The sequence below is a fragment of the Streptomyces sp. NBC_01445 genome (assembly GCF_035918235.1).
In the GTDB taxonomy this organism is placed as follows: Bacteria; Actinomycetota; Actinomycetes; order Streptomycetales; family Streptomycetaceae; genus Streptomyces.
Window position 1 is genome coordinate 2,157,126 of the sequence record NZ_CP109485.1, and the last position, 22,820, is coordinate 2,179,945.

Below are 22,820 nucleotides of genomic sequence, written 5' to 3' on the forward strand. Positions count from 1 at the left end.
TCGAACGACCTGCTGAACTGGCTTCATTGAGGCCGGCGCCGCCCGACATCCGGCCGACGACGTCAACCGGCGGTGAGCGCCACCCGCATCGGTCAGGCGCGGGCCGGCGCCGCGGCGACGATCCAGTTCCTGAACTCGACGGCGTAGTGCCGCAGGTGGTGATCCAGGACGTCCTTCGGGCAGGACGTGGGGAAGTAGACCGTCAGGTTCGCGGTGAACCCGTCGGCGGTGTCGCCGAACTGGATCAGCGCCCGCCCGACGACGGTGCAGTCCTCCTACGCGGCCTTGAGCGCGGCCGACATGGACTTCCACCAGGCTCTCGTCGAGGAGTCCGGCAGTCCGCGCCTGCAGCGGATCGCGCAAACCCTCTTCGTGGAGACCCGGATGTGTCTGTCGGCCCTCACCGAGGACCACCCGGACCCCGACGCCCTGGTCGAAGAGCATGCGGGCCTCATCGAGGCACTCCGCGACCAGGAGGAGTCCCGGCTCCTCGCACTGCTCGACGACCACATGCAGGACGCGGTCCACCGCCTGACGGGCCCGGACCGGGCGCCGGAATCCGCCACCGCGGACGCGGCGGCAGGCTGACACACGAGGATCCCCCGGCACAGCGGTGCCGGGGGATCCTCGTGCCCTGCTCGCTACGGCAGGTTGCGCGCCATGGCCGGCGGCGCAGGTCGCGGCGTGGTCAGGCTCAGGCAGTCATGTCCAGGACGACACGGAAGCGTGCCTTGCCCGAGAGCATCCGCTCGTAGGCGTCCATGGCGTGGGTGAAGGGCATGGTCTCGGTGGAGGGGCGGATGCCGTGGGCGAGGGTGAAGGCGAGGTTGTCCTCGTTCTGGATCGATGATCCGGTCAGGCTGCCGACGATGCGGCGGGTACCGAAGATCAGGTCGGCCGTGGCGACCGTCAGCGGGTCGGGGGCGGCGCCGACCACGACCAGGCTGCCGCCCGGGGCCAGTCCGCGGACCAGTGGGTTCATGGACGTACCGCTGGATGCGGTGGCGACGATGAGCGATGCGCCGCCCAGGTCGGCCAGCGCCGTGCCGGGGTCGGTGCCGGTGCTGTCGATGTACTCGTGGGCGCCCAATTCCCTGGCGAGGGTCTCCTTTTCCTGGCCGCGGGCGATGGCGGCCACCCGGTATCCGAGGCCGCGTGCGTACTGCAGGGCGAGGTGACCCAGCCCGCCGATTCCCTGCACGGCGACCAGGGCGCCCGCGCGGGTGGGGGCCTGCTGGAGCGCGGTGAGGGTGGTCAGTCCGGCACACAGCAGCGGGGCCGCCTCGACGGCCGGCATGCCGTCGGGGATGCGCACCAGGCCGCTCGCGCGGGCGTAGGTCACCTCCGCGTATCCGCCGTCGACGGTCGTGCCGGTCTGTTCCTGCTTCAGGCAGTTGACGAAGTCGCCCCGGCGGCACGGTTCGCACTGCCAGCAGTGCCCGTTCAGGAAGCCGACGCCGACGCGGTCGCCTGGCCGCCAGGCGGTTACACCCACGCCCACGGCATCGATCACACCGACGATCTCGTGGCCGGGAACGACAGGGAGTGACGGGTCGGGGCGCAGCCCCTCCACGGCCAGCACGTCGGAGTGGCAGACACCGCACGTCTCCACCCTGAGCCGGACGTGCCCGGGCTCTGGATCGACCAGCTCGCGCTCGACGAGCCGGAGCTGGTGGACGCCTGTGGCCTCGAATGCTCGGTACGTGGACATGTCGCTTCTCCTCGGATCCGCCTCTGCCGACACGGGGAGGGCCGAGGGCTTGGGTTGGACTTCAATATGACCGGTCACTTTAAACTTAGTCAAGCAGGCCCGAGGGGCGAACCGTGGACGACGCGCCGTTGCAGGCGGGCGCCGCTTCCCCGCTGGCCTGGGGTTTGACCCGAGGCAAGGTGACCGGACATATTGACCCCCGAGGTGGTGGTGAGAATGGCACGCGCGTCCAAGCGCGAGGAGATCGCGCAGGCAGCCCTGGAGCAGTTCCGCACGCGGGGCTTCAATGCCACGGGCATCAGCGACATCACCTCGGCGGCGGGGGCTCCCAAGGGCTCCTTCTACAACCATTTCGCCAGCAAGGAGGAGAGCGCCCTCGAGGCACTGAGCCGCTACGCCGCCGGATTGCGGTTCGACATGCTCGACACCCCGGGAAGCCCTGCGCTGGAACGGCTTCGGGCGCACTTCGAGTTCTTGGGCGCAGACACGGTCGACAGCGGCTTCGCCCGCGGATGTCTGGTGGGCAACCTCGGCGCCGAGGTGGCGGACCACTCCGAGGGGATCCGCTCCGCCGTCCAGGGCGGCTTCCAGCTGTGGGCCACGCACATCCGGCAGGTCCTCACCGAAGCCAAGGAAGCAGGAGAGCTGAATGCCGCTCTCGACGTCGAAGAGGCCGCGCTGTTCATCCTCAGCGCCTGGGAGGGCACGCTGATCGCGGCCCGAGCCGACAAGTCCTCCACCCCCTTGGACGCCTTTTTCCGCATGGTCTTCGACGTCCTCCTGCGCTGATCGCCGCTAGGGCATGCTGAGGACTCGTAGGCGCCTCTACCCACGGCCGACCCGCCGAGGCAGGTGCCCGCAAGCCTGAGGAGGCCAGGGGCTCCGCAGCCGCGACCGGCACCCGGCTGCGGCTCTGCACGAAGCGCCGTACGAGGGAGTCCCGACGACCTCGACCAGCGGACCGTGCCGAACCCCGCGCGTCGACGCCGATGACACAGGGTGAGCGACGGATACTCGCTGTCCACGCCGGTACCACTGGGCTTACCGCGTCCCCAGGATCAGTGCCCCGGTGCGTGACGCCAGCGAACCAGTGAAGAATGAGAGGGGCGCCCGGATGATGAGGGCACCGCGTATCGCCTGGCCGCGGCAGCGTCGTGGATCGGACCGCCGTCACGGACCCTCCCGTGGCGATGGCCCCCGGAGCTGGAGGGCCTCGACTTCACCGCGACGGAGGTGAACACAAAATGCACCCGCGGCATCACCTATCTGCTCGTGGACAGCGATCAGTTCGCCTTCTGGCCATTGCGCTCGCGCGCGCATCGCTTCCCGACCAGGTGGGCGCTCGCCAGACACATGCGGTCGGAGCGCGCCGTCGCCCCGCTTGCCACTGCTGAGCGCACTCGCGTCGGCCCCGCCAGGGCAATCACGCCCACCGATACCGATTACGGAGCGCAATCAGCCTCGCGGGCATTCACCGATCCCGTCGGCGGGCCGTGCCACCCCAGCGACGCCCTTTTGGCCACGTCACCATGTACGACGAGCAGGAGACCAGCATGAACACGTTGCTCACCGAGGTTCTCGACGCCCATGGTGGCCTCGACCGCTGGAACGCACTCACTACGGTCCGCGCCACCGTCGTCAGCGGTGGCGACATGTTCGTCATCAAGGGGATGCCGCAGGACCCCACCCCCCGGGAGATGACCGTCTGGCTGCACGAGCAGCACGCCTCCGTGATGCCGTTCGGCGCCCCCGACCAGAAGACCGACTTCACGGCCGACAGAGTCAGCATCGAAAAAGTCGACGGCCGCGTCGTGGCCGAACGCAACGAACCGCGGAAGTCGTTCACCGGGCACGGCCTCAACACCCCGTGGGACCCGCTGGATCGCGCCTACTTCAACGGATACGCGCTGTGGACCTACCTCACCACGCCCTTCCTGCTGTCGATGCCCGGCTTCACCGTCACCGACATCGAACCGTGGCGGGAAGGAGACGAACTCTGGCGCGGCCTGCGCGCGACCTTCCCGCCCCACATCGCCAGCCACAGCACCCAACAGGACTTCTACTTCGGCCCCGACCATCTCCTGCGCCGGCATGACTATCACGTCGACATCGCGGGCGGGTTCGCCGCGGCACAGTACGTCTACGACACCGTTGAAGCGGACGGGATCCGCCTGCCCAGCAGGCGCCGGGCCTACCGAAGCGATGCGGACAACCGCCCAATCCTGGACCAGACCATGGTATCCATCGACGTCAGCAACGCCCGGTTCACCTGATAATCGTTCGGGCGTCATGGTCTGCCAGCCAGCGCAACGCGCTGAGGCTCGGCAGGAAGAAGTATTCGCCGCCGCGCGTGGTGACGAAGCGTTCGACGCCGTGCAGGCGACGCCGGACGGGGTGATGCGGGATCGTGAAGATGCCCGTGCCGTCGTTGTCGCCCGTGATTGAAGTGCTCTCCTCCCTTCGCAGGCTCAGGAAGGAGATTCCTGCTTACCTTGCGGCAGCGGGCTTGGCGCCACGGGTGCGCCTGACGACTGCCCTCCCGGCAGCCGGGATCGTCACGAGGCCGATCCGGTACAGGTGCAAGACGTTCCGGGCCGCGTTCCAGTCGGCATTCGCCGACCATCCGCAGTCCGGGTTCTTGCATACGAACGTGGCCTGGTCTTCGCGGCTGCCGGGCGTGATGAATCCGCACGCGGAGCAGCGCAGGGAGGTGTTCGGGGCGGGTACCTTGACCAGGGTTCCGCCGTTTCGGGCGGTTTTGTACGTCAGCAGTGTCACGGTGCGGCCCCACGCCTCTTGGCTGATGGAACGGTTCAGGCCGGACTTCTGCGCGACGTTCTTCCCCGGGTTCTCGATGGTTCCCTTGGCGGACTTGACCATGTTCGTGATCTGCAACTGCTCCACCACGACCGTGCCGTACTGCTTGGCGATGGCGGTGGTGGTCTTGTGCTGCCAGTCGATTGCTCGGCGCGTGGCTCTTGCGCGGAGCTGCTTGATCTGGTCGTAGGTGGCGTGCAGCCGGTTGGAGCTGCGCTCTTTCGGCTTGCGGAAGCTCTTGCGGTGCGCGGCGCGCTGTTCCAGGCGAAGCAGTCTGGCTTTCTCGTCCGGGTTCAGCCACTTGTCCCGGTCGGCGGTGCCGTCCGGGAGCCGGGGCGGCCGTCCGTGGTCCTGGTGGCTGCCGTCGGACAGCGCGAGGGGCAGGTTCACCCCGGCGTCGATACCGACCTCCAGTCCGGTGTGCGGTTCGGGCTTGACCTCAAGAGTCTGGACGCGGAAGGCGATGTGCCGGCCGAGCCCGTCTTTGACCAGCCGTGCCCCGGTGATCCGGTTCTCCTTGTTGGCGTGCTTGCCGACCGGGAGGTCCTTGGTCCAGCGGAACCGGACACGGCCCACCTTGGGGATGTTGACCATGCCCCACCGTCGGTGTACTCGCTTGATCTGCAAGTCCCGGCCCTGCGGGATGTCCACCGACAATGCCGTGCGGAAGCGGGCCTTGAAGTTCGGCTCGTCCGCACGCCCGTCCCAGCAGTTCCGCCACGCCTGGAAGTACGTCTTGAGGACCGCCTGCGCGGCCTGCGCGGGCAGCACCGCGTACCAGTCGATCTCCTTGCGGGCCTGCCGCAACGCCTGATCCATGCGCGTCAGAGCGCGCTGACACTTCGGCGTCATCTGCCACAGGTCGTGGAGCTGATTCCACATCGCGCGTGCCGCGTGCGCCTGGTCATCCATGAGCCGGACCTGTGCAGGCGTCAGCGCCAGCCGGGCGCGATGCCCCAACTGCCGCTTCTCCCACACGAGTTCGCCCATGACAATCACCCTACTACAGTTGGCTTATGTCACCACGATGGAACCCGAATCCTGACGTACGCACCGGCCGTCACGTCGTCTATAACCTTCACGTCCACTTGGTATTCGTCACCAAGTATCGGCGTAAGGCACTCACCGACGCCATGCTGACGCGCACCGAGGAGATCATGCGCGACGTCTGCACCGACTTCGAGGCCGAACTCAAGCAGTTCAACGGCGAGCAGGACCATGTGCATCTGCTCGTGCACTATCCGCCCAAGGTCCAGCTCTCCAAACTGGTCAACTCCCTCAAGGGCGTCAGCTCCCGCAGGCTCCGCCAGGAATACGACAGCCACGTCCGCCGCTACCTGTGGGGCGGACACTTCTGGTCCGGCTCCTACTTCGCCGGATCCTGCGGCGGCGCACCGCTGACCGTCGTCAAGCAGTACATCGAAAACCAGCAACGCCCCATCGGCTGAGAACAACACCGCAGACCCGTGCGAACCGCGCGGGTCAGAGCAGCCCTGAGATGGCCTTCACCCCCGCCCTAAACGGCGCAGCACTGGCCAAGATCAAAGCCCGCCTTGATGGCTGGCCCGCGACTTCGCCGAGACCCTGGCTGAGATCCGGGCCCTGGACGGGTTCACCTCCTTCTCCCTCCCACTCACCACACGGGAACTCCTCAGTGAGGCAGAACAAGGCCCCGTCGCCCTGTCCAACATCAGCGACTTCCGCAGCGATGCCCTGCTGCTCACCAGGGAGGGCGTCACCTATCTGGAGCTCCCTCAGCTCACCACCATCGCACTGCTCGACAAGGGTCTCTGTCTCCAGCAGGCGCTGCACACCGCCACCGTGGTCCGGGACAAAACTCACCGGCGCTATGGGCAGGACGTTATGACCGAGGTCCTGCAATGGCTGTGTGCCACCGCGGCCGGCCCGTCCTGGACGCGCTGGGCCTGTGAGTGCCGATTATTACGTCCGGGCAGATCAGGCCGCGTGTGTGTACTCGTAAAGGATGCCGCCGAGTCGGTCACGCCAATAGGCGTACACGGTCGCGGAGTGACGTAAGCGGAATTCCAGTCCTCACTTCTAACCTGATCGCGACTGGACCTCGGTCCACTATGTACTCAGTACATATACCGAGTACATACTGAGTCCATGAGCACCCGCCACGTCCTTCTCGGGCTGCTGGCTGGGGGTCCGAGCCATGGCTACGACCTCAAGCGGCGCTACGACGAACGCTTCCCACAGGCCCGCCCGCTGGCCTACGGGCAGGTCTACACGACCTTGCAACGCCTGGTGCGCGACGGCCTCGTCGAGGTCGAGGGCACCGACTCCGACGGTGGGCCCGAGCGCACGCTGTACCGGTCCACGACCGAAGGAGCGCGTGAACTCGCCCGATGGGCCGGGGAGATCACCCCGCCGGCGCCCTTCGTGACCAACGAGATCTTCGCCAAGGTCGTCGTGTCGATCCTGGTCGACGACACCGTGGACCCGGCCACCGTCCTGCGGGAGCAGCGGGCAGCCCACATGGCCCGGATGCGCGAACTCACGGCGCTCAAGTCCGACCCCGGAGCCGACCTCACCACGGTTCTCTCCGCCGACTACGCACTCGCCCACCTCGACGCCGACCTGCGGTGGATGACCACCACCGCCACCCGGCTCACCACCCTGACCGCGGAGGTCAACGCAGCATGAGCGCGCAAGCCGAGCAGGCGACGCACGGGACACCGATCCTCGCCGCCCGCGGCCTGATCAAGTCGTACGGGAAGAGCGAGGCCCTGCGTGGCGCCTCCATCGACCTGCGTGCCGGCGAGATCCTCGCCGTCACGGGCACCAGCGGCAGCGGTAAGTCGACACTCCTGCACTGCCTCGCCGGAATCGTCCGGCCCGACAAGGGCTCGGTGTCGTACGGCGACGAACAGCTCGACCGGCTCCACGAGGAGCGGCTCAGCGAGCTGCGGCGCACGGACTTCGGCGTCGTCTTCCAGTTCGGGCAGCTCATCCCGGAACTGACGGCGCTCGACAACGTGGCGCTGCCGCTGCTGCTCGCCGGTACGTCGCGCTCCGCCGCGCACGCGCGAGCCGATGAGTGGCTCGAGCGGTTCGGCGTGCGCGGCCAGGCGGCGCTGCGTCCCGGCGAGATGAGCGGCGGCCAGTCCCAACGGGTCGCGCTGGCACGTGCGTTGGTGACGGGGCCGCGCATCGTCTTCGCCGACGAGCCCACCGGCGCACTCGACTCCCTCGCCGGTGAACAGGTCATGACGGCCCTGGCCCGCACGGCCCGCGAGACCGGCGCCACGGTCGTCCTGATCACGCACGACGCCCAGGTCGCGGCCTACGCGGACCGTGAGGTGCAACTGCACGACGGGACGGTCCAGGAGCAGGCCACGGTGTCCGGGGCGGTGCGCCATGACGTCTGAGACGACGACCGCGAGCGCGGCGCCCGGAGGGAAGAAGCGGGTCGACAAGGGCACGTTCCGTGGTGCCCTGCGCCTTGCCATGCTGCTCACCCGGGGTTCGGACCGCCGCGAGTGGTGGCGGATCTCGCTCACGGCGCTCGGCGCGTTCGCGGCGACGGGGTTCGCCCTGCTCGCGGTCGCGCTCGGTTCCCTTCGCGGCTGGGTCCACTTCCCGTACTGGCATGGCCTCCTGAACGGGGAGGGGGAGCGCCGCGGTCTCGTCACGGCGCTCCTCCTGCTGCTCATTCCGGTGCTCGGATTCCTCGGGCAGTGCGCCCGTATTGGCGCCGTGCACCGCGACCGGCGCCTTGCCGCGCTGCGGCTCGCGGGGGCCGGGCCGCGGCAGGTGCGGCGGATCGCGACGCTCGAGTCGGGACTCGCCTGCCTCGCCGGTTCGCTGCTCGCCCTCGCCGCCTTCTGTGTGGCCGTGCTGCTGCTCGGCCGTGTCCCCGACCCGATCGCCTGGGCCGGTTTCGCCGCCGTCGTCGTACTGATCCCCGTTCTGGCCGCCGCGGTCAGCCGGTTCGCGCTGCGCCACGTCGTGGCATCGCCGCTCGGTCATGTGCGTCGGGTACGGCCGCGGCGGGGTCCCGGTGCGCTGCTCGGGCTGTTCGCCCCGGCCGCGCTGGTCGTCGCGGGCGCCGCACTCCTGTCCCTGCGTGGCCTGCAGTCGGGGGTCACCGCGTTCCCGCTGTTCGTGTTCGCCGCGGTGGTCCTCACCGGTGCCGGATCCGTGTGGGTCGCGGGCGCCGCCGCCAAGGTGATCGGCCGCAGGCTCGCGGACCGTACCGGGAACCCGACCGTCCTCATCGCGGCCGAGCGGCTGCGGGACGACCCGTGGGCCGCCGCCCGTACGCACGCGGCGCTGCTCCTGGTCACGGTGGTCGGCGTCGGTTTCGTCGGCGTACGGGAGATCCTCGTCGCCGGCCTGGACCGGCAGCAGCGCGAGGGCACCCTCGGGGACCGGGGGTTCTACACCGCCGGCATCAACCTCGCCGGAGGCGCCGTCCTGATCGCGCTCGTGATCAGCCTCGCCGGGCTCGCGGTGGGCACGGCCGAGTCGCTCTCCACCCGGCGCAGGACTCTCGCCGCGCAGGCCGCCGCGGGCGTGCCGCACCGGGTCCTGGCCCGCACGCTGCTCCTGGAGACGGCGCTGCCGCTGGCCCCTGCGCTCGTCCTTGCGGGCATCGGCGGGACGGCCGTGTACGTGGCGTACGGGAGTTTCGTCGGCGAGGGCATTCCGCTGGTGCTGCCGCTGCTCGTGCCCTTCGCCGTGTACGGCGCGTGCCTGGCGGCCGCCGCCACCTCCCTGCCGCTGCTGCGGCGCTCGCTCCACCCGTCGGAGCTGCGGGTCGCCTGACGCGCAGCCGGTCGGGACGGGGGCGGGGACACAGGAGAGGGGCCCGGAACGTCTGTCGGAACGACTCCACGACTGGACTGCGGAAGTCGCCGGAGGCCGTGACCGCGAGGAACTGCTGCAAAGTCTGGATCCTGCGATGGCCCCAGCGCGGGTTCTCCCCGGTCAGGCGCAGCACCAGCTTCTTGAGCGCGGCCGCGGTCGGCGGGCATCCGGTGCGGCCGCGGCGGGCGGAGCAGTCCCGCTTCCTCGCGATCAGCCGTCGGTGCCAGGAATCACGATTCGGGGCCTGCCCTGGCAATTCCCAGTCCAGAAGACCGGCCCGCACAGCGCTGTCGTCGTGGGCGAGTGTCCGCCTGGGCCAGGGTCAGGTCCCCGGCCCAACCTCCGCCCGGCAGCGCCTGATCCGGCGTACCCCGGAAGGGGAACGCCCGCACCGCCAGGCCGGCGTCATCCTTGAACGGCTGGAAGAGCAGCCCGCCGAACGGATCGGCCGGGAGACGGTCGACGCCCTGCGGACGGCGCTGGAGGCGCAGTGGGGCCAGCCGCCCTCCCCCAGATCAGATTGAGGCCGCTGCCGCGCGGCCGTTCGCGGTCAACGGCGCATTGAGGTCGCCCTCGGACAATGGGCCGGTTGCGCCGACTGGCGGCGTTGCTGATCACTGAAACCGTTCCGGGTTCGATAGGCGAGCCCCACAGGACAAGTGGAAGAGCTGGCCAGACCAGCTCACCCCATGCCTGAATCCGCGACTCGCGCCCGACACGGCCCGCACAACCTCGAAACACACCCGAGATCAGCCGGTGGATCCGGGCTCAGGCGCGGACGAAATCGAGCGGCACGGAACGGGTACCCCACTCGGCCCATATGGCCATTTCGGGAGATCCGGTGAGTTGGAAGCCGGCGCTGCGAGTGAGGGCCTCTTCCAGCGTCGTGATCATCATCATCCGGGCGAGGGGCGCGCCGGGGCAGCTGTGCGTGCCTCGGCCGAAGGAGATGTGCCTGGCGATATTGGGCCGGTGCAGGACAAAGGCGTCTCCGTCGGGGAACACCCGGTGGTCCCGGTTCGCCGAGGTGTAGACGAGGGCCACGGGGTCGTCCTTGCGAATGAGCTGCCCGCCCAGCCTCACGTCCTCACGCGCAGTGCGGGCCATGCCCCGGTAAGGCGAGTAGAGCCGGAGGAACTCCTCCACCGCGGCGGGAATGTCCTCCGGCCGGTCGCGCAGGTGATCCTGTAGTTCCTGGTCTTTGCTCAGGTGCACGAACATGTTGCCGATGAAGACACTGGGCGCCACCATCCCGGTGACGATGAGCTGCCGGACGCAGCCGAGCACCATGTCGGCGGGCAGTGGTGCGCCCTGGTATTCGGCGTCGAGGAGCGCGGCGGTGAGATCCTCCTCGGGATCGTGCAGATGGGCCCGTCGCTCGTCGATGACCGACTGGGCGATCTCGTAGAGCCGCCGGCTGAGCTTCTTCACCGTCTCGTGGTCGAGGACCTGGATGGCGTCGACGTAGGTGCCGCTGACTTGCTTGATCAGGGTCGAGGTCTCGACGGACAGGTTGAAGAAGTGGGCGAAGACGTGGGCGGGGAACTGGTGCGCGTAGTCCTTGCACACGTCCGTCCAGCCCCGGTCGATGAGCGGGGCGAGGAGTTCGACTGCTGCGGAGCGGACCTTGGGGGCAAGGTCACGCATCTTCGGCGGGGTGAAGAACTTGTTGATGACGCGCCGGTACGCCATGTGGTCCGGCGGGTCAAGATGCAGCGGTGGCCGCACCCCGGTGAACGCGAACTTCGGTATTGCGTTCTGTTGTGACGTCGTGAAGTGCTCGATGTCCGTGATCACCGAGAGCACGTCGTCGTAGCCCAGCAGCGCCCAGAATCCGCCGTACTCCTGGCTGCGGGCGATCGGGCAGCGGGCCCGCAGCCCGGCGAACTCCTCGTGGGCGCTGGTGAAGGTCTCCCCTGGCCGCACGGGATCGAAGTCGTGGGCGTCGCGGCGGCTCTCGTCGGCGCTTGAATGGTTGTTGCGGGGGCTGTGGTTCACGGTCCTCCTTGAGGACAGGTTGGTGCGGAATCAGACGGGTCGGGGCAGGGCTCCGACCCGACACGCCGCACGGCAGTCCCGGCTGAGGGGCCGAGCCGTCGGGTGTCCCGGAGTGCGCGGCGCTGACGGACGCACGGCGGTGGATCAGGCCGTACTCCATCGAACGGAATCCGTGGAGCCCGTTCGGGGACTCGCGGGCCAGCAGCGGCTCAGGTCGCCGGTGGTACGGGAAGGGAGACGGGGCGGGTCATTCGGACGCCGCGCGACGACGGAGCAGTGCCGGCACCTCGCCGGCGGCGGATAGCCGTGCCATACCTGCACGTCACGGTGCCAGCAGGCGGAGCAGGTGCTCCCGAGCCTCCTCAGCGGCGGGTTCCTCGGCCACCAGGCGGCCGAGCTTCATGACCGCGACCCGGTCGCACACTCCCAGGGTCGCGTCGATGTTCTGCTCGACGAGCAGGATGCCGGTGCCGCGTTCCTGGCGTTCCCAGCGCAGGGCGCTGACCACGGTGTCCACCATCGACGGCTGCAGGCCCGCGGTGATCTCGTCCAGGACGATGAGCGTGGGGTCGGCAAGCAGGGCGCGGGCAAGAACGAGCATCTTCTGCTCGCCCCCGGACAGGGTGCCGGCGCGCTGACGGAGACGTGTGCCCAGGACGGGGAAGAGTTCGAGGACGGTCGATCGCCGCTTGGGGTCGATGCGCCCGGCCTTGGCGGCGACGATGTTCTCCTCGACGCTCAGCGCCGCGAACACCGGCTCGTCCTGCGGGCCATAGGCCACGCCTCGGCCCACGGTCCGTTCCGGCAGCCGGCCGGTGATGTCCTCCCCGCCGAGATGCACGGTGCCCGCGGTCGGCCGGATGAAGCCGAGGAGCGTCTCGAGCAGCGTTGTCTTGCCCATGCCGTTGCGGCCGACGACTCCGACGGCCTCGCCGTCGCCCACGGTCAGATCCACCCCCCTGAGGACGGTGGCGGATCCGTAACCGGATTCGATGCCCTGTGCCGTCAGCTTCATCACGCCACCGTCCCGAGGTAGGCCTCACGGACCACATCGGAGTTGCTGACCTCGGCGGGAGTGCCGTCCTCGATGATCCGGCCCTCGTGCAGGACGACAACACGGTCGGCGATCCGGTTGACGAAGTCCAGGTCGTGCTCGATGAGGATGATCGTCATGCCTCCCCTTGCAAGGCGTTGCAACACCGTTCCCACGACCGCCCGTTCGTTGTGGGTGAGCCCGGCAGTGGGTTCGTCGAGCAGCAGCACCTGGGGGCGGGAGGCAACCGAGGCGGCGATCTCCAGTCCCTGTTTGAGCCCGTGTGCCAGCGACGTGCTCTTCTCATGGTCCCGCCCCTGTAGGCCCATGGCCTCAAGAACGTCGAGCACCGCTGGAGAGGTGGGGATGCGTCGGCTCCGTCGCCAGAAGGAGGGCAGTCTGCCTGCCTTGCGGGCGAGCAGGACCGTCTCGGCCGCCGAAAGGCTTTCGAACAGCTGCGGCGACTGGAACTTGCGGCTCACTCCCCGGCGCGCGAGGCGGTGCGCCGGGGGACGGCGGTCCACAGTGTGTGCGCCGAGGTCGTAGTGCACGGTGCCCCGGGCGGACAGGTTGCCATCGGCGAGCACGGACACCAGCGTCGACTTGCCGGCTCCGTTCGGGCCGACGACGCAGAGCAGTTCGCCCCGCTGCACTTTCAGGTCCACACCACGCAGCACCTGAAGGCTCCCGTATCCGAACTCGAGGCCGGAAACCGATATGACGGGAGACTTGTCCGGGAGCGGTGCGGGCGCGGTGGTCTCGGGGACGATCTCGCGCTCGTCGGCCCGGGCATCTCGTCTCAGCAGCCGACCGAACGCGCGGGTGAGCGGCGGCAGGATGCCGCTGGGCGTGAACACCACGACGAGCACGAACAGCAGGCCCTGGATCAGCGACCACTGCGTGGGGAAACTCCCCGACAGGCGCGCCCCGAGCAGTTGCAGGCCGATGGCACCGATCACCGGGCCGATGATGGTGGCGCGTCCGCCGACCGCCACCCACACCATCATCTGCGTGGCGAACAGGAAGGTGAACAGGTCGGCGGCCACCAGTCCGGTGGCGAGCGCCATCAGCCCACCCGCGAAGGCGGCCAGGCCCGCGCCGCCCATGAACGTCACGGTCTTGACGTTCTCCACGCTGTAGCCGAGGTAGCGGGTGCGAACCTCGTTGTCCCTGACTGCCCGCAACAGCAGGCCGACATCGCTGCGGACCAGGATGAGCGCACCCGCGGTGACCAGCACGAGCGCCGCCAGGGTGAGGTAGTACCAGGCGCGGGTGGTGATCGTGAGGGGATTGAAGCCGAACAGTCCGTTCTCGCCACCGGTGACGGTGGGAAATTGTGAGTAGAGCGTGGTGGCAGCGGTGGTCAGGGCCAGGGTGACGACCGCGATGTAGAACGGGGATCCCTTGGCCGAGAAGGCGAAGCGCCCCACCACGCCGGCGACCGCGGCGGCGATGGCGATGCCGAGGAGCAGGGAAACGGCGTAGCGCCAGGGCTCGTCCTGTACCGAGATGACTAGACCGGTGCTGTCGGTCGTCGTGGTCATGGCACCCACCGTGAGGGCGCCGATGCCGAACCACAGGCCGTGTCCCAGGTCGGGCGCGCCGACGTAACCCCAGACGAGGTCGAGGCTGACGGCGGATATGCCGTAGATGAAGGCGACGGTGAGCAGGCTGACGTCGTATTCACCGACGACCTGGCCGAGCACCACGAACACGAGCACGGCGACAAGTGCGCCGGCGGCCGAGAGTCGGCCGTTGAAGGTCAGGCGTGACGCCATGTCAACCCCTCGGGTCGGATACGCAGGAGAACGACGGCGACCGCGATGACCGCCGTGGAGCTGTAGACGGGGCTGGCCCAGTGCGCAAAGAGAATCTGCACCACCCCGAGGACGAGGCAGCTGGTCACGACCCCGGACAGCCTTCCGCCGGCAAGCAGCACCGCAAGGAACCCGGTGGCCACCAGGGAGAGCGCGTAGTTGGGGGTGACTGCCTGGGTGGGGCCCAGGGCGGCGCCGGCGAAGCCGGAGAGCGCGCAGCCGACGACGAACGTAACGGCTCGGATGAGCGCGACCCGGATACCGAGCGCACGGGCGAGGTGCTGGTTGGACTGCACCATGCGAATGGTCAGGCCGACCCTGGTGAAACGCATCAGCAGTGCCAGCGCCACGACCAGCGCGGCTGCCAGCAGGATCAGCAGGAGCCGGTAGGTCGGGTACGGCGTTCCGGCGACGGACGTCGCCGTGGCCATTGGCTGGCCGACCGCCTGGTTGTCATGTCCGAATCCCAGCGTCAGGGCCTGAATGACGATCAGGGAGATGCCCCAGGTGGCGAGAATCGTCTCCAGGGGGCGGTCATAGAGGCGCCGGATGACCAGGCCCTCGACGACGAGCCCGGTGACCGCCGCGGCGGCGGCACCGGTCAGGATGCCCGTCCAGAACGGCCAGCCCGCCCGGTGCGTGATCACTGAGGCATAGACGCCGACCGCCATGAAGCCGGTGTGCGCGAGGTTGATGACATCCAGTACGCCCAGCACGATGGCCAGGCCCAGGACGACGATGGTGAGGATCCCGACTGCTGTCAGGACGTCGAGCAAGAGCGTCACTTGACTCTCCTTGAGGTCGTTGCCGAGTCGTCCGTCAGCCCTGGCAGGCAAGCTTCGGGGGGATCGGGTCGGACTTCTTGCGGATGGTGAAGGTGCCGTCGGACCGCGCCTGCGCCAGGTACACCGGCTGGTAGCTGAAGGAGTTCATGGACTTGAGGGCGCCGACCGGGCCGTCAATGTCTGTGTGCCGGAGCGCCTTGATGACGTCCCGCCCATCGGCCCCGGACTGCTTGACCGCGGCGGCGAGTGCCTGCACCTGCATGTACGACACATATGCGTTGACGTCCGGCGCGCCCTTGAGACCGCTTCGCTCGGCCAGTTCCTTGAAGGCGTCGTTGCCGTTTCCCTTGATGGCGGCGAAGTAGATGCTGGACGACCAGATTCCCTCGGCAGCGGCGCCCAAGGCCTTGGCCGTGCCCTCGCCGAGTAGCACGTCCACCCGCGTGATGCCCTTGGTGCGAGGGTCGGCCGCCCACTGCTTCTGAAGGGCGACGTCGTCGTCACCGATCACGTTGAGGAAGGCGACGTCGGGGCGGGCCTTGACGATGTTGGCGATGTCCTGGGAGAAGTCGGCGGTGCCGCTGGGCTCGTAAGCGGTACCGACGACGGTGCCGCCCAGCTTGGTCAGATGCTCCTTGGCCGTCCCGATGGAGGCCTTCGGCGTGGAGTAGTTGGCGCCGAGGAAGTACCACCTCTTCTTGCCCTCGGCGACGAGTTCGTCGATGGCGGGCAGCGTCTGCTGGTTGGGCACCAGCCCGAGGCTCGTGAGGTTCCAGGCGCAGATGTTGCCTGCACCGGACGACAGGCTCAGCAGCGGGATGTCGAGCCGCTTCGCGAGGGCGTTGCAGGCCAGCAGTTGTGGGCCCGGTATGAAGGCGACGATTGCCTGTGCCTTCTGCTGCTGGATGAGCCGGCTGCAGGCGGTGTTGGCGCTGCGTGCGTCCGCACCTGCGTCGGCCACCATGGAGGTGAACCGGACGCCGGCCTTGTTGTGCTTGTTGACATCTTCGAAGCCGGCCTTGCTGCCGGCTTGGGCGTGGTCCGCGTAGACGGAACCCGCTCCGGACAGTTGCAGGATGAAGCCAACCTTGTACGAGTCGGCGGAGCCGCTCGGCGAACCGGCCGACGGGTGCGTTCCGCAGGCGGACAGGGCGAGCGCCATGGCGCTCGACATGGCAAGCACGGCGATCGGTCGCCGTCCGTGTCGGATGAGTCGGGCCATCGGCTGTCTCCTCGGGGGATTGCTGGATGCCGTTGCCATGTCGGCCTCGGCGGACAGGTCGTGCGGTGTGCACGGGAGGCGACCGCGGCAAACAACGGAAGCCCGGGCAGGTAGGGGTGTCCTGGGCCTGACCACAGGAGATGGCGCACTCCGTCGTAGCGCTGGAACGTGACGTGAAACATAGAAAGTACGTTGCCAAGTGTCAATGAATGTGTCTCATATTGCTGCACAACTCTTCGGTCACCGACACGGCGCAGGGGCGTGCATCCAACCTCAAAACGCCCATACATGCGCGGTGTTGGGCGGGATCTGACCTCGACACAAGATACTTGCCTTCCGGATCGTCGCTGCATATGTTGCTGATCGCGGCCGGTCAAATTCTCCGGAAGCAGTACATGAGAGGTGGCGGACGTTGAGATCACTGCAGCATCTCCTCACGGTCTACGAGTCCCGGAACGACCCCTTGCCCGCCGAGGTGCAAAGCCGCCCCGTGGTCGCCTGCGTCGGTGTGGACGTGCCCGCCGAGGTGCTCACCGCCGCGGGATTCGTCCCGTTCCGGCTGGCCGGCCGCCCGGATCGGCACGAGGCAGCCGAGCCGTACTGCGGGCCCGGAATCGACCGGCTTGCGGTGTCGCAACTCGCCCGTCTCCTCGAGGGCGACGCCGCAAGGACCGCCGGTCTGGTGATGTCCGCCGACACCGAAGGGTCTGTGCGGCTCTTTCTGTACCTGCGCGAGATCCAACGTCTTCAGCCCCGCGCCACGGTGCCCCGGTTCACGTTCTTCGACCTCGTCCACCTCCCGCAGCGAACCTCGGCCGCCTACAACCGGACGCGCCTCGACCAGCTGGTCGAGGAGATCAGCAGCTGGGCCGGCCGGCCCGTCACCGACGACCGGCTGCGGACCGCCGCCGAACTCCACGACCGGGTGCGGGAGCTGATCCGGACGGTCGGCACCCGGCTGCGCAGCGGCCCCGGTGGCCCGCGCCTGACCGGAGCCCAGGCCCTGGCGGTGATCGGAGCGGCTTTCCTCACGACGCCCGAGCACTGGTGCGAGGCCGTGGAGCGGCTGCTCGACGACGTCGGCCGACTGCCGGCGCTGCCGGGCACTCGCGTATTCCTGACCGGCTGCGATCACGACCACCCGGATGCCTACGAGGCCATCGAGTCGCTGGGCTGCGTGATCGTCGGCGAGGACCACAGTTGGGGAGCCCTCGCCGGCGAGGCAAGCGTCGGACCCGCGTACGACATCCGCAGTGCTCTCGTCCGGGCCGGGGCCCTGCAAGCGCCCGCCGCCGCGGGTCACAGCGCCGCCGTACGCGCCGCGCAGACGGCGCGCATGGCCGCCGCGTGCGGCGCGGACCTGGTGGTGGCTTGGGCCCGCTGCCATGACGACGCGCCGCCGTGGGACGTCCCGGCCCAGCGCGAGGCCCTGCAAGCCGTCGGGATCCCGATGTTCGCCGTCCCTGCTCAGAGGTACGGCGAAGAAAGGAACGAGAACGTGCGCTCACTGCTGGAACCGGCGCTGCGCCGACCGGCCCGCGCCGCTGGGGTGACCCGGTGACGGCCGATGCCACCGGCCGGCGCAACCGGATGGTGCTGCCCTCCGCAAGCGCGGCCACGGCCTATCAACGGCAGTGGTTCGCCGACCTGAAACAGCGTGCCGCGGACGGCGACCCGGTCGCACTCGTCAACGCCGACGCCCCGCAGGAGATCCTGCGCGCGCTCGACATTCCGTACGTGGTCAACCAGTGGTGGGCGTCGGTCTGCGCGGCCAAGCAGAAATCCGGCCGCTACTTGCGTCTGCTTGCGGACCGCGGATACCCCGCCGACCAGGAGGCGTACAACACCCTGGCGCTGGCGAGCACCTTCGACGACGACCCCCCGTGGGGTGGTCTGCCCCCCATCTCTCTGGTGCTCGCCGAGACGACGGGTGACGCCCTGCGCAAGGTCTTCGAGGTCTGGGAACGCGAACACGGCGCCGTCTTCCTGCCCTTCGAGCGCACCGTCGCGAACCACCAGGACCCCCGTTGGTGGGAGCGGATCGAGGACGACTGGGAGGCGTTGATCGGCACTGCGCGCATCGACCTGATGACCGCAGAACTGACCGGTGCGGTCAAGCATCTGGAGATGGTCACCGGTCGTGTCTTCGACGAGGAGCGCTTCCGTGAGGTGATGGCCCTGGTCAACGAGCAGCAACTGTGGAACCGGGCAGCTCGCGACCTCATCGCCCGCACCAGCCCGGCCCCCATCACGATCAGTGACAGCATCCCCAGCGTCATGATCCCCCAGTGGCACCGCGGGACGGTGTGGGCACGTGACGCGGCCCGTACCTTCTACCACGAGGTACGCGACCGGGTGGATACGGGAGCGGCCCCCTGCCCCGACGAGCGCATCCGACTCATGTGGGTGGGGACCGGCCTCTGGTTCGACATGGGCTTCTACACCTGGTTCCAGGAGGTGTACGGCGCGGTCTTCGTGTGGTCGATGTACCTCGCGATCGCGGCCGACGGCTACATCCGCCACGGCGACGATCCGCTGCGCACCCTGGCCGGCAGGTTCGCAGCGTTCCCCGACATGATCAACGCACCTCCGTGGGCGGCGGAGTGGTACGCCAAGGAGGCGGTACACAACCGCATCGACGGCGCGGTCCACATGGCGGGCACCGATCGCCGGGGGACCTACTTCGTCAACCGCGCCCTGGAAGCGGCCGGCGTGCCGGTGCTGCAGATCGGCGGCGACAGTGGCGACGCCCGGGGCTGGGATGCCCAGGCCGTGCAGGCAGAGGTCTCGGAGTTCATCCAAACCCGGGTGGAACCGGTCGCCGCTCGCCGTCGCGCCCAGGAGAAGGGCACCGGCTGAACGTGCCCAGCCGCACCTCGCCGCAACGGCCTCCCAACGGTGCTCCCGCCCCTGCAGCGACACGCTCCCGCTCTGCGGGCGAACTGCCGCCGCGTGCTCGGCCCGGAGGGCGGCGAGCACGCGCATCGCCACGGCCGGATGTCGGTGCCGCGTGCCGGTCCCGGCGTTCCCTGGCACGGCCCCGCCCGTGATTGCGCAGTCGAACCATCAGTCCGACCATCTGCTGTCCCCGCATACCGTCGAGGTACTCATGTCCGCACAGACCGCCGAACTTCCCCGACCGCTCGAAGGCATCACCGTCATCGACCTGACCATCGCGCTGGCCGGCCCCTATGCAACCCTCCTGCTGTCCGGGCTCGGGGCACGGGTCATCAAGGTCGAGAACCCGCGAGGCGGTGACCGGGTCCGCAACAACGCGCCCTACTTCGGCCGCGACGGGCTCACGATGCAGCGCCGCCACGACGACGACATTTCCCTGGGAACCCTCGAACGCACCCGGGGCAAGGAGAGCGTGACGCTCGATCTGAAGCACCCGGCCGGCCGCGAGGTCTTCGCGGACCTGGTACGGCAGGCGGACGTCGTCGTCGAGAACTACAGCCGCGGCACTGCCGACCGGCTCGGCGTCGGCTACGCGGCCGCCGCCAAGATCAACCCCCGCATCGTGTACTGCTCGATCAGCGGCTTCGGGCAGGCCGGCGAGCCGGGGACCGGCAAGGCGATGGACGCGATCGTGCAGGCGCTGTCCGGAACGATGATGACGTCCGGCAGCCCGGGTGACCCGCCGGTCCGCGTGGGGTTTCCCATCGGCGACCTGTCCGCACCGCTCTACGCGGTCATCGGCGTCCTGGGCGCTCTGCGGCAGGCGGAGGCAACCGGGATCGGCCAGCATGTCGACGTCTCCATGCTCGGCTCGCTCACCGCGCTGGTAGCCGGCGAGCAGTCGCACCTGCTGACCCGGCTCGGCCTGTCCGGCCGCAACGGCAGGTTCATGCCGCGGCTGGCGCCGTTCGGGGTGTTCGAGACCGCCGACGGCTGGGTGGCCATCTGCGCACCGGAGGACAAGTTCGCGCGGGGAGTGCTGACGGCGCTGGGGCGTCCCGAGCTCCTGGCCGACACGCGCTTCACCACCCGTGACGCGAGGGTGGCTCATGCCGACGAGTTCCATGCCCTGATCGAGGAGTGGTCACGTAAGCACCCACAGGACCGGGTGATCGCCGCTCTGGAGGCCCACGGTGTCCCATGCGCCCCGGTCAGGGAACCCGCCGAGGCCGTCAGCGACGCGTCGCTGCTCAGCCGCGGCGACACCGTTGCGCTCCACCATCCCGCCTACGGCACTGCGGACGGACTGATCGGCAGCGGCATGCCCGTTCACATGTCCCGCTCCCGTACCGACTTCGCCGACGGTGTTCCCCACCTCGGTGAGGACAGCCGGCTCGTCTACCGCAAGCTGCTGGGCTACTCCGCGGAGCAGATCGACGGGCTCGTCGCTGATGGAGCCATCTGATGACGTCTGCTGCCCCTGGACCCACCGGCACGGCACAGTCGGGCGACGTGGTTCCGACCGCCGGGGCCCCTGGCCCACATCTGCCCCGTCCCCAGGCGGGCTCGTCGTCTCAGCACCTGTTGACGACCCTGCTGGGCGACTACTGGGCGGGGCGCACTGAGCACCTGCCGTCGGCGGCGCTCGTGGCTCTGCTCGGCGAGTTCGACATCGGTCCCGCCGCCGCCCGCGCGGCGCTGAACCGGCTGGCCCGGCGCGGCGTGCTCGCCTCGACCAGAGTGGGGCGCCACACCTATTACGGCTTCGCGCCGGGCGCCGCGGAAGTACTCATGGCCGGCGCATACGAATTCGTGTCCTTCGGACAGGGCGACCGATCGTGGGACGGGCAGTGGACCCTCGCCCTCTTCTCGCTCAACGAGAGGGAACGGGATCTGCGCCACGCGGTGCGCTCGAAACTGCGCTGGCTGGGTTTCGCCCCGCTCTACGACGGCACGTGGGTGTCGTCCCGCCCGGTGGCCGCCCAGGCCCGGCACGAGCTGGACCGCCTCGGGATCCGGGACGTCACCGTCTTCCGCGCGGCGGAGCAGCCGGGGTCGCCCCGTCGACCGGTCGACGCCTGGGATCTCGACGAGGTCGAGGCGACCTACGCACGTTTCGTGACGGCCTACGGCCCGCTGCGCGACCAGGTCCGTGAGGGAGAAGTGAGCGCTGCCCAGGCGCTGCTCGCCCGCACAAGGATCATGGACAGCTGGCGCACGTTCCCCGGTATCGACCCGGATCTCCCCGCGAACCAGCTGCCACGCGAATGGCCCCGGAAAGACGCCCGCACCATCTATGTCGAGGTCTACGACGCCCTCGGCCCCCTGGCTGCGCTCCGGGTCCGACAGATCGTGGGCCGGTACACGCCGGAACTCGCCGAGTACATCGAGTACCGCTCCACAGATCAGCTGCTCGGGTTGGGCAGCCAGGCGATGCAGCGTCGCCGCTCCCCCCGACTCCTTCCCGGCCGGCCAACCAGCGATCGGACCCACCCATGACTGCCGTGGACCCCCGCCCCGACAGGCCGGACGACTTCGACCCGACGGCCGACAACGCACCGGACCGCGTGCACGCCATGTACCGCCGGCTGAGGGCCGAATGCCCCGTCGCGCACAGCAGTTCCTACGGTGGTTTCTGGGCCTTGACGCGGTACCGGGAGGTTCGTGCGGCGGCGCTCGACGACCGTACCTTCATCTCGTCGGTCAAAGCCGTCGTCCCCAGTGATCCTCGCGGGCTGCGCAGACCTCCGCTGAACTTCGATGCACCCGCGCACACTCCATACCGCCGGGCGCTGGAGAGGACGCTGCAGCGTGACCGGCTGCAGCGGTTGATGCCGCGGCTGCGCCGGCATGCCGGCAAGGAACTCCAGCCGCTGCTCGACCGTGGCCACGGTGACATTGCGCAGGAGTTCGGCACCCGATTTCCTGCGTGGACCACGACCGAGTGGCTCAACCTCACGCCGGACGTGGCTCCGCTGCTCGCCGAGACATCGGCCCGGTGGGTGCAGGCCTGGCGCAGCCAGAACAAGGACGTCGTCAACTCGACGAGTCAGAAGCTGTACGACATGGCGCGCGAGCTGGTTGCCGATCGGCGGTGCAATCCCCGTCCTGTCGACGAGGATCCCGCGAGTTCTCTTCTCTCGGAACGCATTGACGGCGTGCCGCTGGACCCGGAGCACGTGGTCGGGGCGCTCCGTCAGTCACTCGTGGTCGGGATGGTGGCACCACCGATCATCCTCGGGTCGATCGCCGTCCATCTTGCGGACGACCCGGAATTGCAGCAACGGCTGCGTTCACGTCCGGAGCTGATTCCGGACGCCCTGGAGGAGTTTCTGCGGCTCTATGCACCTTACCGGGGGTTCGCACGCACCCCGTCCAAGCCCGTGGAGATTCTGGGTCGCACCATCCGCCCGGAGGAGCCCGTCACGCTCGCGTACGCGTCAGCGAACCGGGACGCCGTGGTCTTCGACGATCCCGACACGTTCCGGATCGAACGGGCGAACATCGCCGAGCATCTCGCTTTCGGCCGGGGACGGCACCGCTGCCCCGGGGCACCCATGGCGCGGACGATGCTGAGGGTCGCGCTTGAGGAACTCCTGTCCCGTACAACGTCGTTCACCGCCGTCGGTGAGCGCGAGGGCGCCAGAATGCCTGAACTGGGCATTGTCTCGGCCGAGTTGCAGCTCACTCCTGCCTAGCAGTGGGT

Annotated in this window: 20 protein-coding genes; 12 read left to right on the forward strand and 8 right to left on the reverse strand. The window is 68.9% G+C overall.

What is annotated here, in order from left to right; all coding sequences use genetic code 11:
* Nucleotides 1-228 precede the first annotated feature (228 nt).
* Nucleotides 229-588 carry an FCD domain-containing protein gene (locus OG574_RS10135; RefSeq protein ID WP_326772882.1) on the forward strand — a complete coding sequence of 120 codons (360 nt, stop codon included), beginning with the start codon at nucleotides 229-231 and terminating at the stop codon, nucleotides 586-588.
* A 106-nt stretch (nucleotides 589-694) separates the two neighbouring features.
* Here the strand turns inward: OG574_RS10135 and OG574_RS10140 are convergent, their stop codons facing one another.
* A complete protein-coding gene (locus tag OG574_RS10140; RefSeq protein WP_326772883.1) occupies nucleotides 695-1,711 on the reverse strand; it encodes an alcohol dehydrogenase catalytic domain-containing protein in 1,017 nt (338 codons plus the stop codon).
* 216 nt (nucleotides 1,712-1,927) lie between these two features.
* Between OG574_RS10140 and OG574_RS10145 the strand changes: the two genes are divergently transcribed.
* Nucleotides 1,928-2,500, forward strand: coding sequence for a TetR family transcriptional regulator C-terminal domain-containing protein (locus OG574_RS10145; RefSeq protein ID WP_326772884.1), 573 nt, complete (start codon nucleotides 1,928-1,930; stop codon nucleotides 2,498-2,500).
* A gap of 764 nt (nucleotides 2,501-3,264) precedes the next feature.
* Nucleotides 3,265-3,984 (forward strand): hypothetical protein, encoded by a 720-nt coding sequence (locus tag OG574_RS10150; protein ID WP_326772885.1) that lies wholly within the window; start codon nucleotides 3,265-3,267, stop codon nucleotides 3,982-3,984.
* A gap of 214 nt (nucleotides 3,985-4,198) precedes the next feature.
* Here the strand turns inward: OG574_RS10150 and OG574_RS10155 are convergent, their stop codons facing one another.
* Nucleotides 4,199-5,518 (reverse strand): RNA-guided endonuclease InsQ/TnpB family protein, encoded by a 1,320-nt coding sequence (locus OG574_RS10155; protein WP_326772886.1) that lies wholly within the window; start codon nucleotides 5,516-5,518, stop codon nucleotides 4,199-4,201.
* Between the two features lie 26 nt (nucleotides 5,519-5,544).
* Between OG574_RS10155 and tnpA the strand changes: the two genes are divergently transcribed.
* Entirely contained in the window at nucleotides 5,545-5,976 is a 432-nt protein-coding gene (tnpA, locus tag OG574_RS10160; protein ID WP_326772887.1) for an IS200/IS605 family transposase, read from the forward strand.
* A 34-nt stretch (nucleotides 5,977-6,010) separates the two neighbouring features.
* Here tnpA and OG574_RS10165 read toward each other — a convergent pair whose 3' ends face one another.
* Nucleotides 6,011-6,340: a hypothetical protein gene (locus OG574_RS10165; protein ID WP_326772888.1), complete on the reverse strand. Its 330-nt coding sequence runs from the start codon at nucleotides 6,338-6,340 to the stop codon at nucleotides 6,011-6,013.
* Nucleotides 6,341-6,655: 315 nt separating this feature from the next.
* Here OG574_RS10165 and OG574_RS10170 point away from each other — a divergent pair, with 315 nt between their 5' ends.
* The 3 genes from OG574_RS10170 to OG574_RS10180 all read left to right on the forward strand — a co-directional run bounded on the left by OG574_RS10170 (nucleotide 6,656) and on the right by OG574_RS10180 (nucleotide 9,319).
* On the forward strand, nucleotides 6,656-7,195 hold the full coding sequence (locus OG574_RS10170; protein ID WP_326772889.1) for a PadR family transcriptional regulator: 540 nt from the start codon (nucleotides 6,656-6,658) through the stop codon (nucleotides 7,193-7,195).
* On the forward strand, nucleotides 7,192-7,920 hold the full coding sequence (locus tag OG574_RS10175; protein WP_326772890.1) for an ABC transporter ATP-binding protein: 729 nt from the start codon (nucleotides 7,192-7,194) through the stop codon (nucleotides 7,918-7,920). Before OG574_RS10170 ends, OG574_RS10175 begins: the two co-directional genes overlap by 4 nt.
* 79 nt (nucleotides 7,921-7,999) lie before the next feature.
* Nucleotides 8,000-9,319 carry an FtsX-like permease family protein gene (locus OG574_RS10180; protein WP_326778424.1) on the forward strand — a complete coding sequence of 440 codons (1,320 nt, stop codon included), beginning with the start codon at nucleotides 8,000-8,002 and terminating at the stop codon, nucleotides 9,317-9,319.
* An 810-nt stretch (nucleotides 9,320-10,129) separates the two neighbouring features.
* Here OG574_RS10180 and OG574_RS10190 read toward each other — a convergent pair.
* The 5 genes from OG574_RS10190 to OG574_RS10210 all read right to left on the reverse strand — a co-directional run bounded on the left by OG574_RS10190 (nucleotide 10,130) and on the right by OG574_RS10210 (nucleotide 16,216).
* On the reverse strand, nucleotides 10,130-11,359 hold the full coding sequence (locus OG574_RS10190) for a cytochrome P450 (RefSeq protein ID WP_326772891.1): 1,230 nt from the start codon (nucleotides 11,357-11,359) through the stop codon (nucleotides 10,130-10,132).
* A 322-nt stretch (nucleotides 11,360-11,681) separates the two neighbouring features.
* A complete protein-coding gene (locus tag OG574_RS10195; RefSeq protein ID WP_326772892.1) occupies nucleotides 11,682-12,374 on the reverse strand; it encodes an ABC transporter ATP-binding protein in 693 nt (230 codons plus the stop codon).
* Nucleotides 12,374-14,170, reverse strand: a complete 1,797-nt coding sequence (locus OG574_RS10200; RefSeq protein WP_326772893.1) for a branched-chain amino acid ABC transporter ATP-binding protein/permease — start codon at nucleotides 14,168-14,170, stop codon at nucleotides 12,374-12,376. Before OG574_RS10200 ends, OG574_RS10195 begins: the two co-directional genes overlap by 1 nt.
* Complete coding sequence (locus tag OG574_RS10205) at nucleotides 14,155-14,994, reverse strand: branched-chain amino acid ABC transporter permease (RefSeq protein WP_227298517.1); 840 nt, start codon at nucleotides 14,992-14,994, stop codon at nucleotides 14,155-14,157. The genes OG574_RS10200 and OG574_RS10205 overlap by 16 nt, the downstream gene beginning before the upstream one ends.
* Before the next feature lie 34 nt (nucleotides 14,995-15,028).
* Nucleotides 15,029-16,216 (reverse strand): ABC transporter substrate-binding protein, encoded by a 1,188-nt coding sequence (locus tag OG574_RS10210; RefSeq protein ID WP_326772894.1) that lies wholly within the window; start codon nucleotides 16,214-16,216, stop codon nucleotides 15,029-15,031.
* Nucleotides 16,217-16,628: 412 nt separating this feature from the next.
* On the opposite strand from OG574_RS10210, the gene OG574_RS10215 reads away from it, so the two are divergent.
* From OG574_RS10215 to OG574_RS10235, 5 genes are all read left to right on the forward strand, one after another.
* Nucleotides 16,629-17,777: a 2-hydroxyacyl-CoA dehydratase family protein gene (locus tag OG574_RS10215; protein ID WP_326772895.1), complete on the forward strand. Its 1,149-nt coding sequence runs from the start codon at nucleotides 16,629-16,631 to the stop codon at nucleotides 17,775-17,777.
* Nucleotides 17,774-19,075: a 2-hydroxyacyl-CoA dehydratase family protein gene (locus tag OG574_RS10220; RefSeq protein ID WP_326772896.1), complete on the forward strand. Its 1,302-nt coding sequence runs from the start codon at nucleotides 17,774-17,776 to the stop codon at nucleotides 19,073-19,075. Before OG574_RS10215 ends, OG574_RS10220 begins: the two co-directional genes overlap by 4 nt.
* Nucleotides 19,076-19,325: 250 nt before the next feature.
* Nucleotides 19,326-20,579: a CaiB/BaiF CoA transferase family protein gene (locus tag OG574_RS10225; protein ID WP_326772897.1), complete on the forward strand. Its 1,254-nt coding sequence runs from the start codon at nucleotides 19,326-19,328 to the stop codon at nucleotides 20,577-20,579.
* Nucleotides 20,580-20,698: 119 nt separating this feature from the next.
* Nucleotides 20,699-21,613 carry a PaaX family transcriptional regulator gene (locus tag OG574_RS10230; protein WP_326772898.1) on the forward strand — a complete coding sequence of 305 codons (915 nt, stop codon included), beginning with the start codon at nucleotides 20,699-20,701 and terminating at the stop codon, nucleotides 21,611-21,613.
* A 5-nt stretch (nucleotides 21,614-21,618) separates the two neighbouring features.
* Nucleotides 21,619-22,812: a cytochrome P450 gene (locus tag OG574_RS10235; protein ID WP_326772899.1), complete on the forward strand. Its 1,194-nt coding sequence runs from the start codon at nucleotides 21,619-21,621 to the stop codon at nucleotides 22,810-22,812.
* The last annotated feature ends 8 nt before the right edge of the window (nucleotides 22,813-22,820 follow it).

Bases quoted from the DNA above. Each gene is read 5' to 3' on its own strand.
- OG574_RS10140 (WP_326772883.1), bottom strand. From the start codon at position 1,711: ATGTCCACGTACCGAGCATTCGAGGCCACAGGCGTCCACCAGCTCCGG.
- OG574_RS10145 (WP_326772884.1), top strand. From the start codon at position 1,928: ATGGCACGCGCGTCCAAGCGCGAGGAGATCGCGCAGGCAGCCCTGGAG.
- OG574_RS10150 (WP_326772885.1), top strand. From the start codon at position 3,265: ATGAACACGTTGCTCACCGAGGTTCTCGACGCCCATGGTGGCCTCGAC.
- OG574_RS10155 (WP_326772886.1), bottom strand. From the start codon at position 5,518: ATGGGCGAACTCGTGTGGGAGAAGCGGCAGTTGGGGCATCGCGCCCGG.
- tnpA (WP_326772887.1), top strand. From the start codon at position 5,545: ATGTCACCACGATGGAACCCGAATCCTGACGTACGCACCGGCCGTCAC.
- OG574_RS10170 (WP_326772889.1), top strand. From the start codon at position 6,656: ATGAGCACCCGCCACGTCCTTCTCGGGCTGCTGGCTGGGGGTCCGAGC.
- OG574_RS10175 (WP_326772890.1), top strand. From the start codon at position 7,192: ATGAGCGCGCAAGCCGAGCAGGCGACGCACGGGACACCGATCCTCGCC.
- OG574_RS10180 (WP_326778424.1), top strand. From the start codon at position 8,000: ATGCTGCTCACCCGGGGTTCGGACCGCCGCGAGTGGTGGCGGATCTCG.
- OG574_RS10195 (WP_326772892.1), bottom strand. From the start codon at position 12,374: ATGAAGCTGACGGCACAGGGCATCGAATCCGGTTACGGATCCGCCACC.
- OG574_RS10200 (WP_326772893.1), bottom strand. From the start codon at position 14,170: ATGGCGTCACGCCTGACCTTCAACGGCCGACTCTCGGCCGCCGGCGCA.
- OG574_RS10210 (WP_326772894.1), bottom strand. From the start codon at position 16,216: ATGGCCCGACTCATCCGACACGGACGGCGACCGATCGCCGTGCTTGCC.
- OG574_RS10225 (WP_326772897.1), top strand. From the start codon at position 19,326: ATGTCCGCACAGACCGCCGAACTTCCCCGACCGCTCGAAGGCATCACC.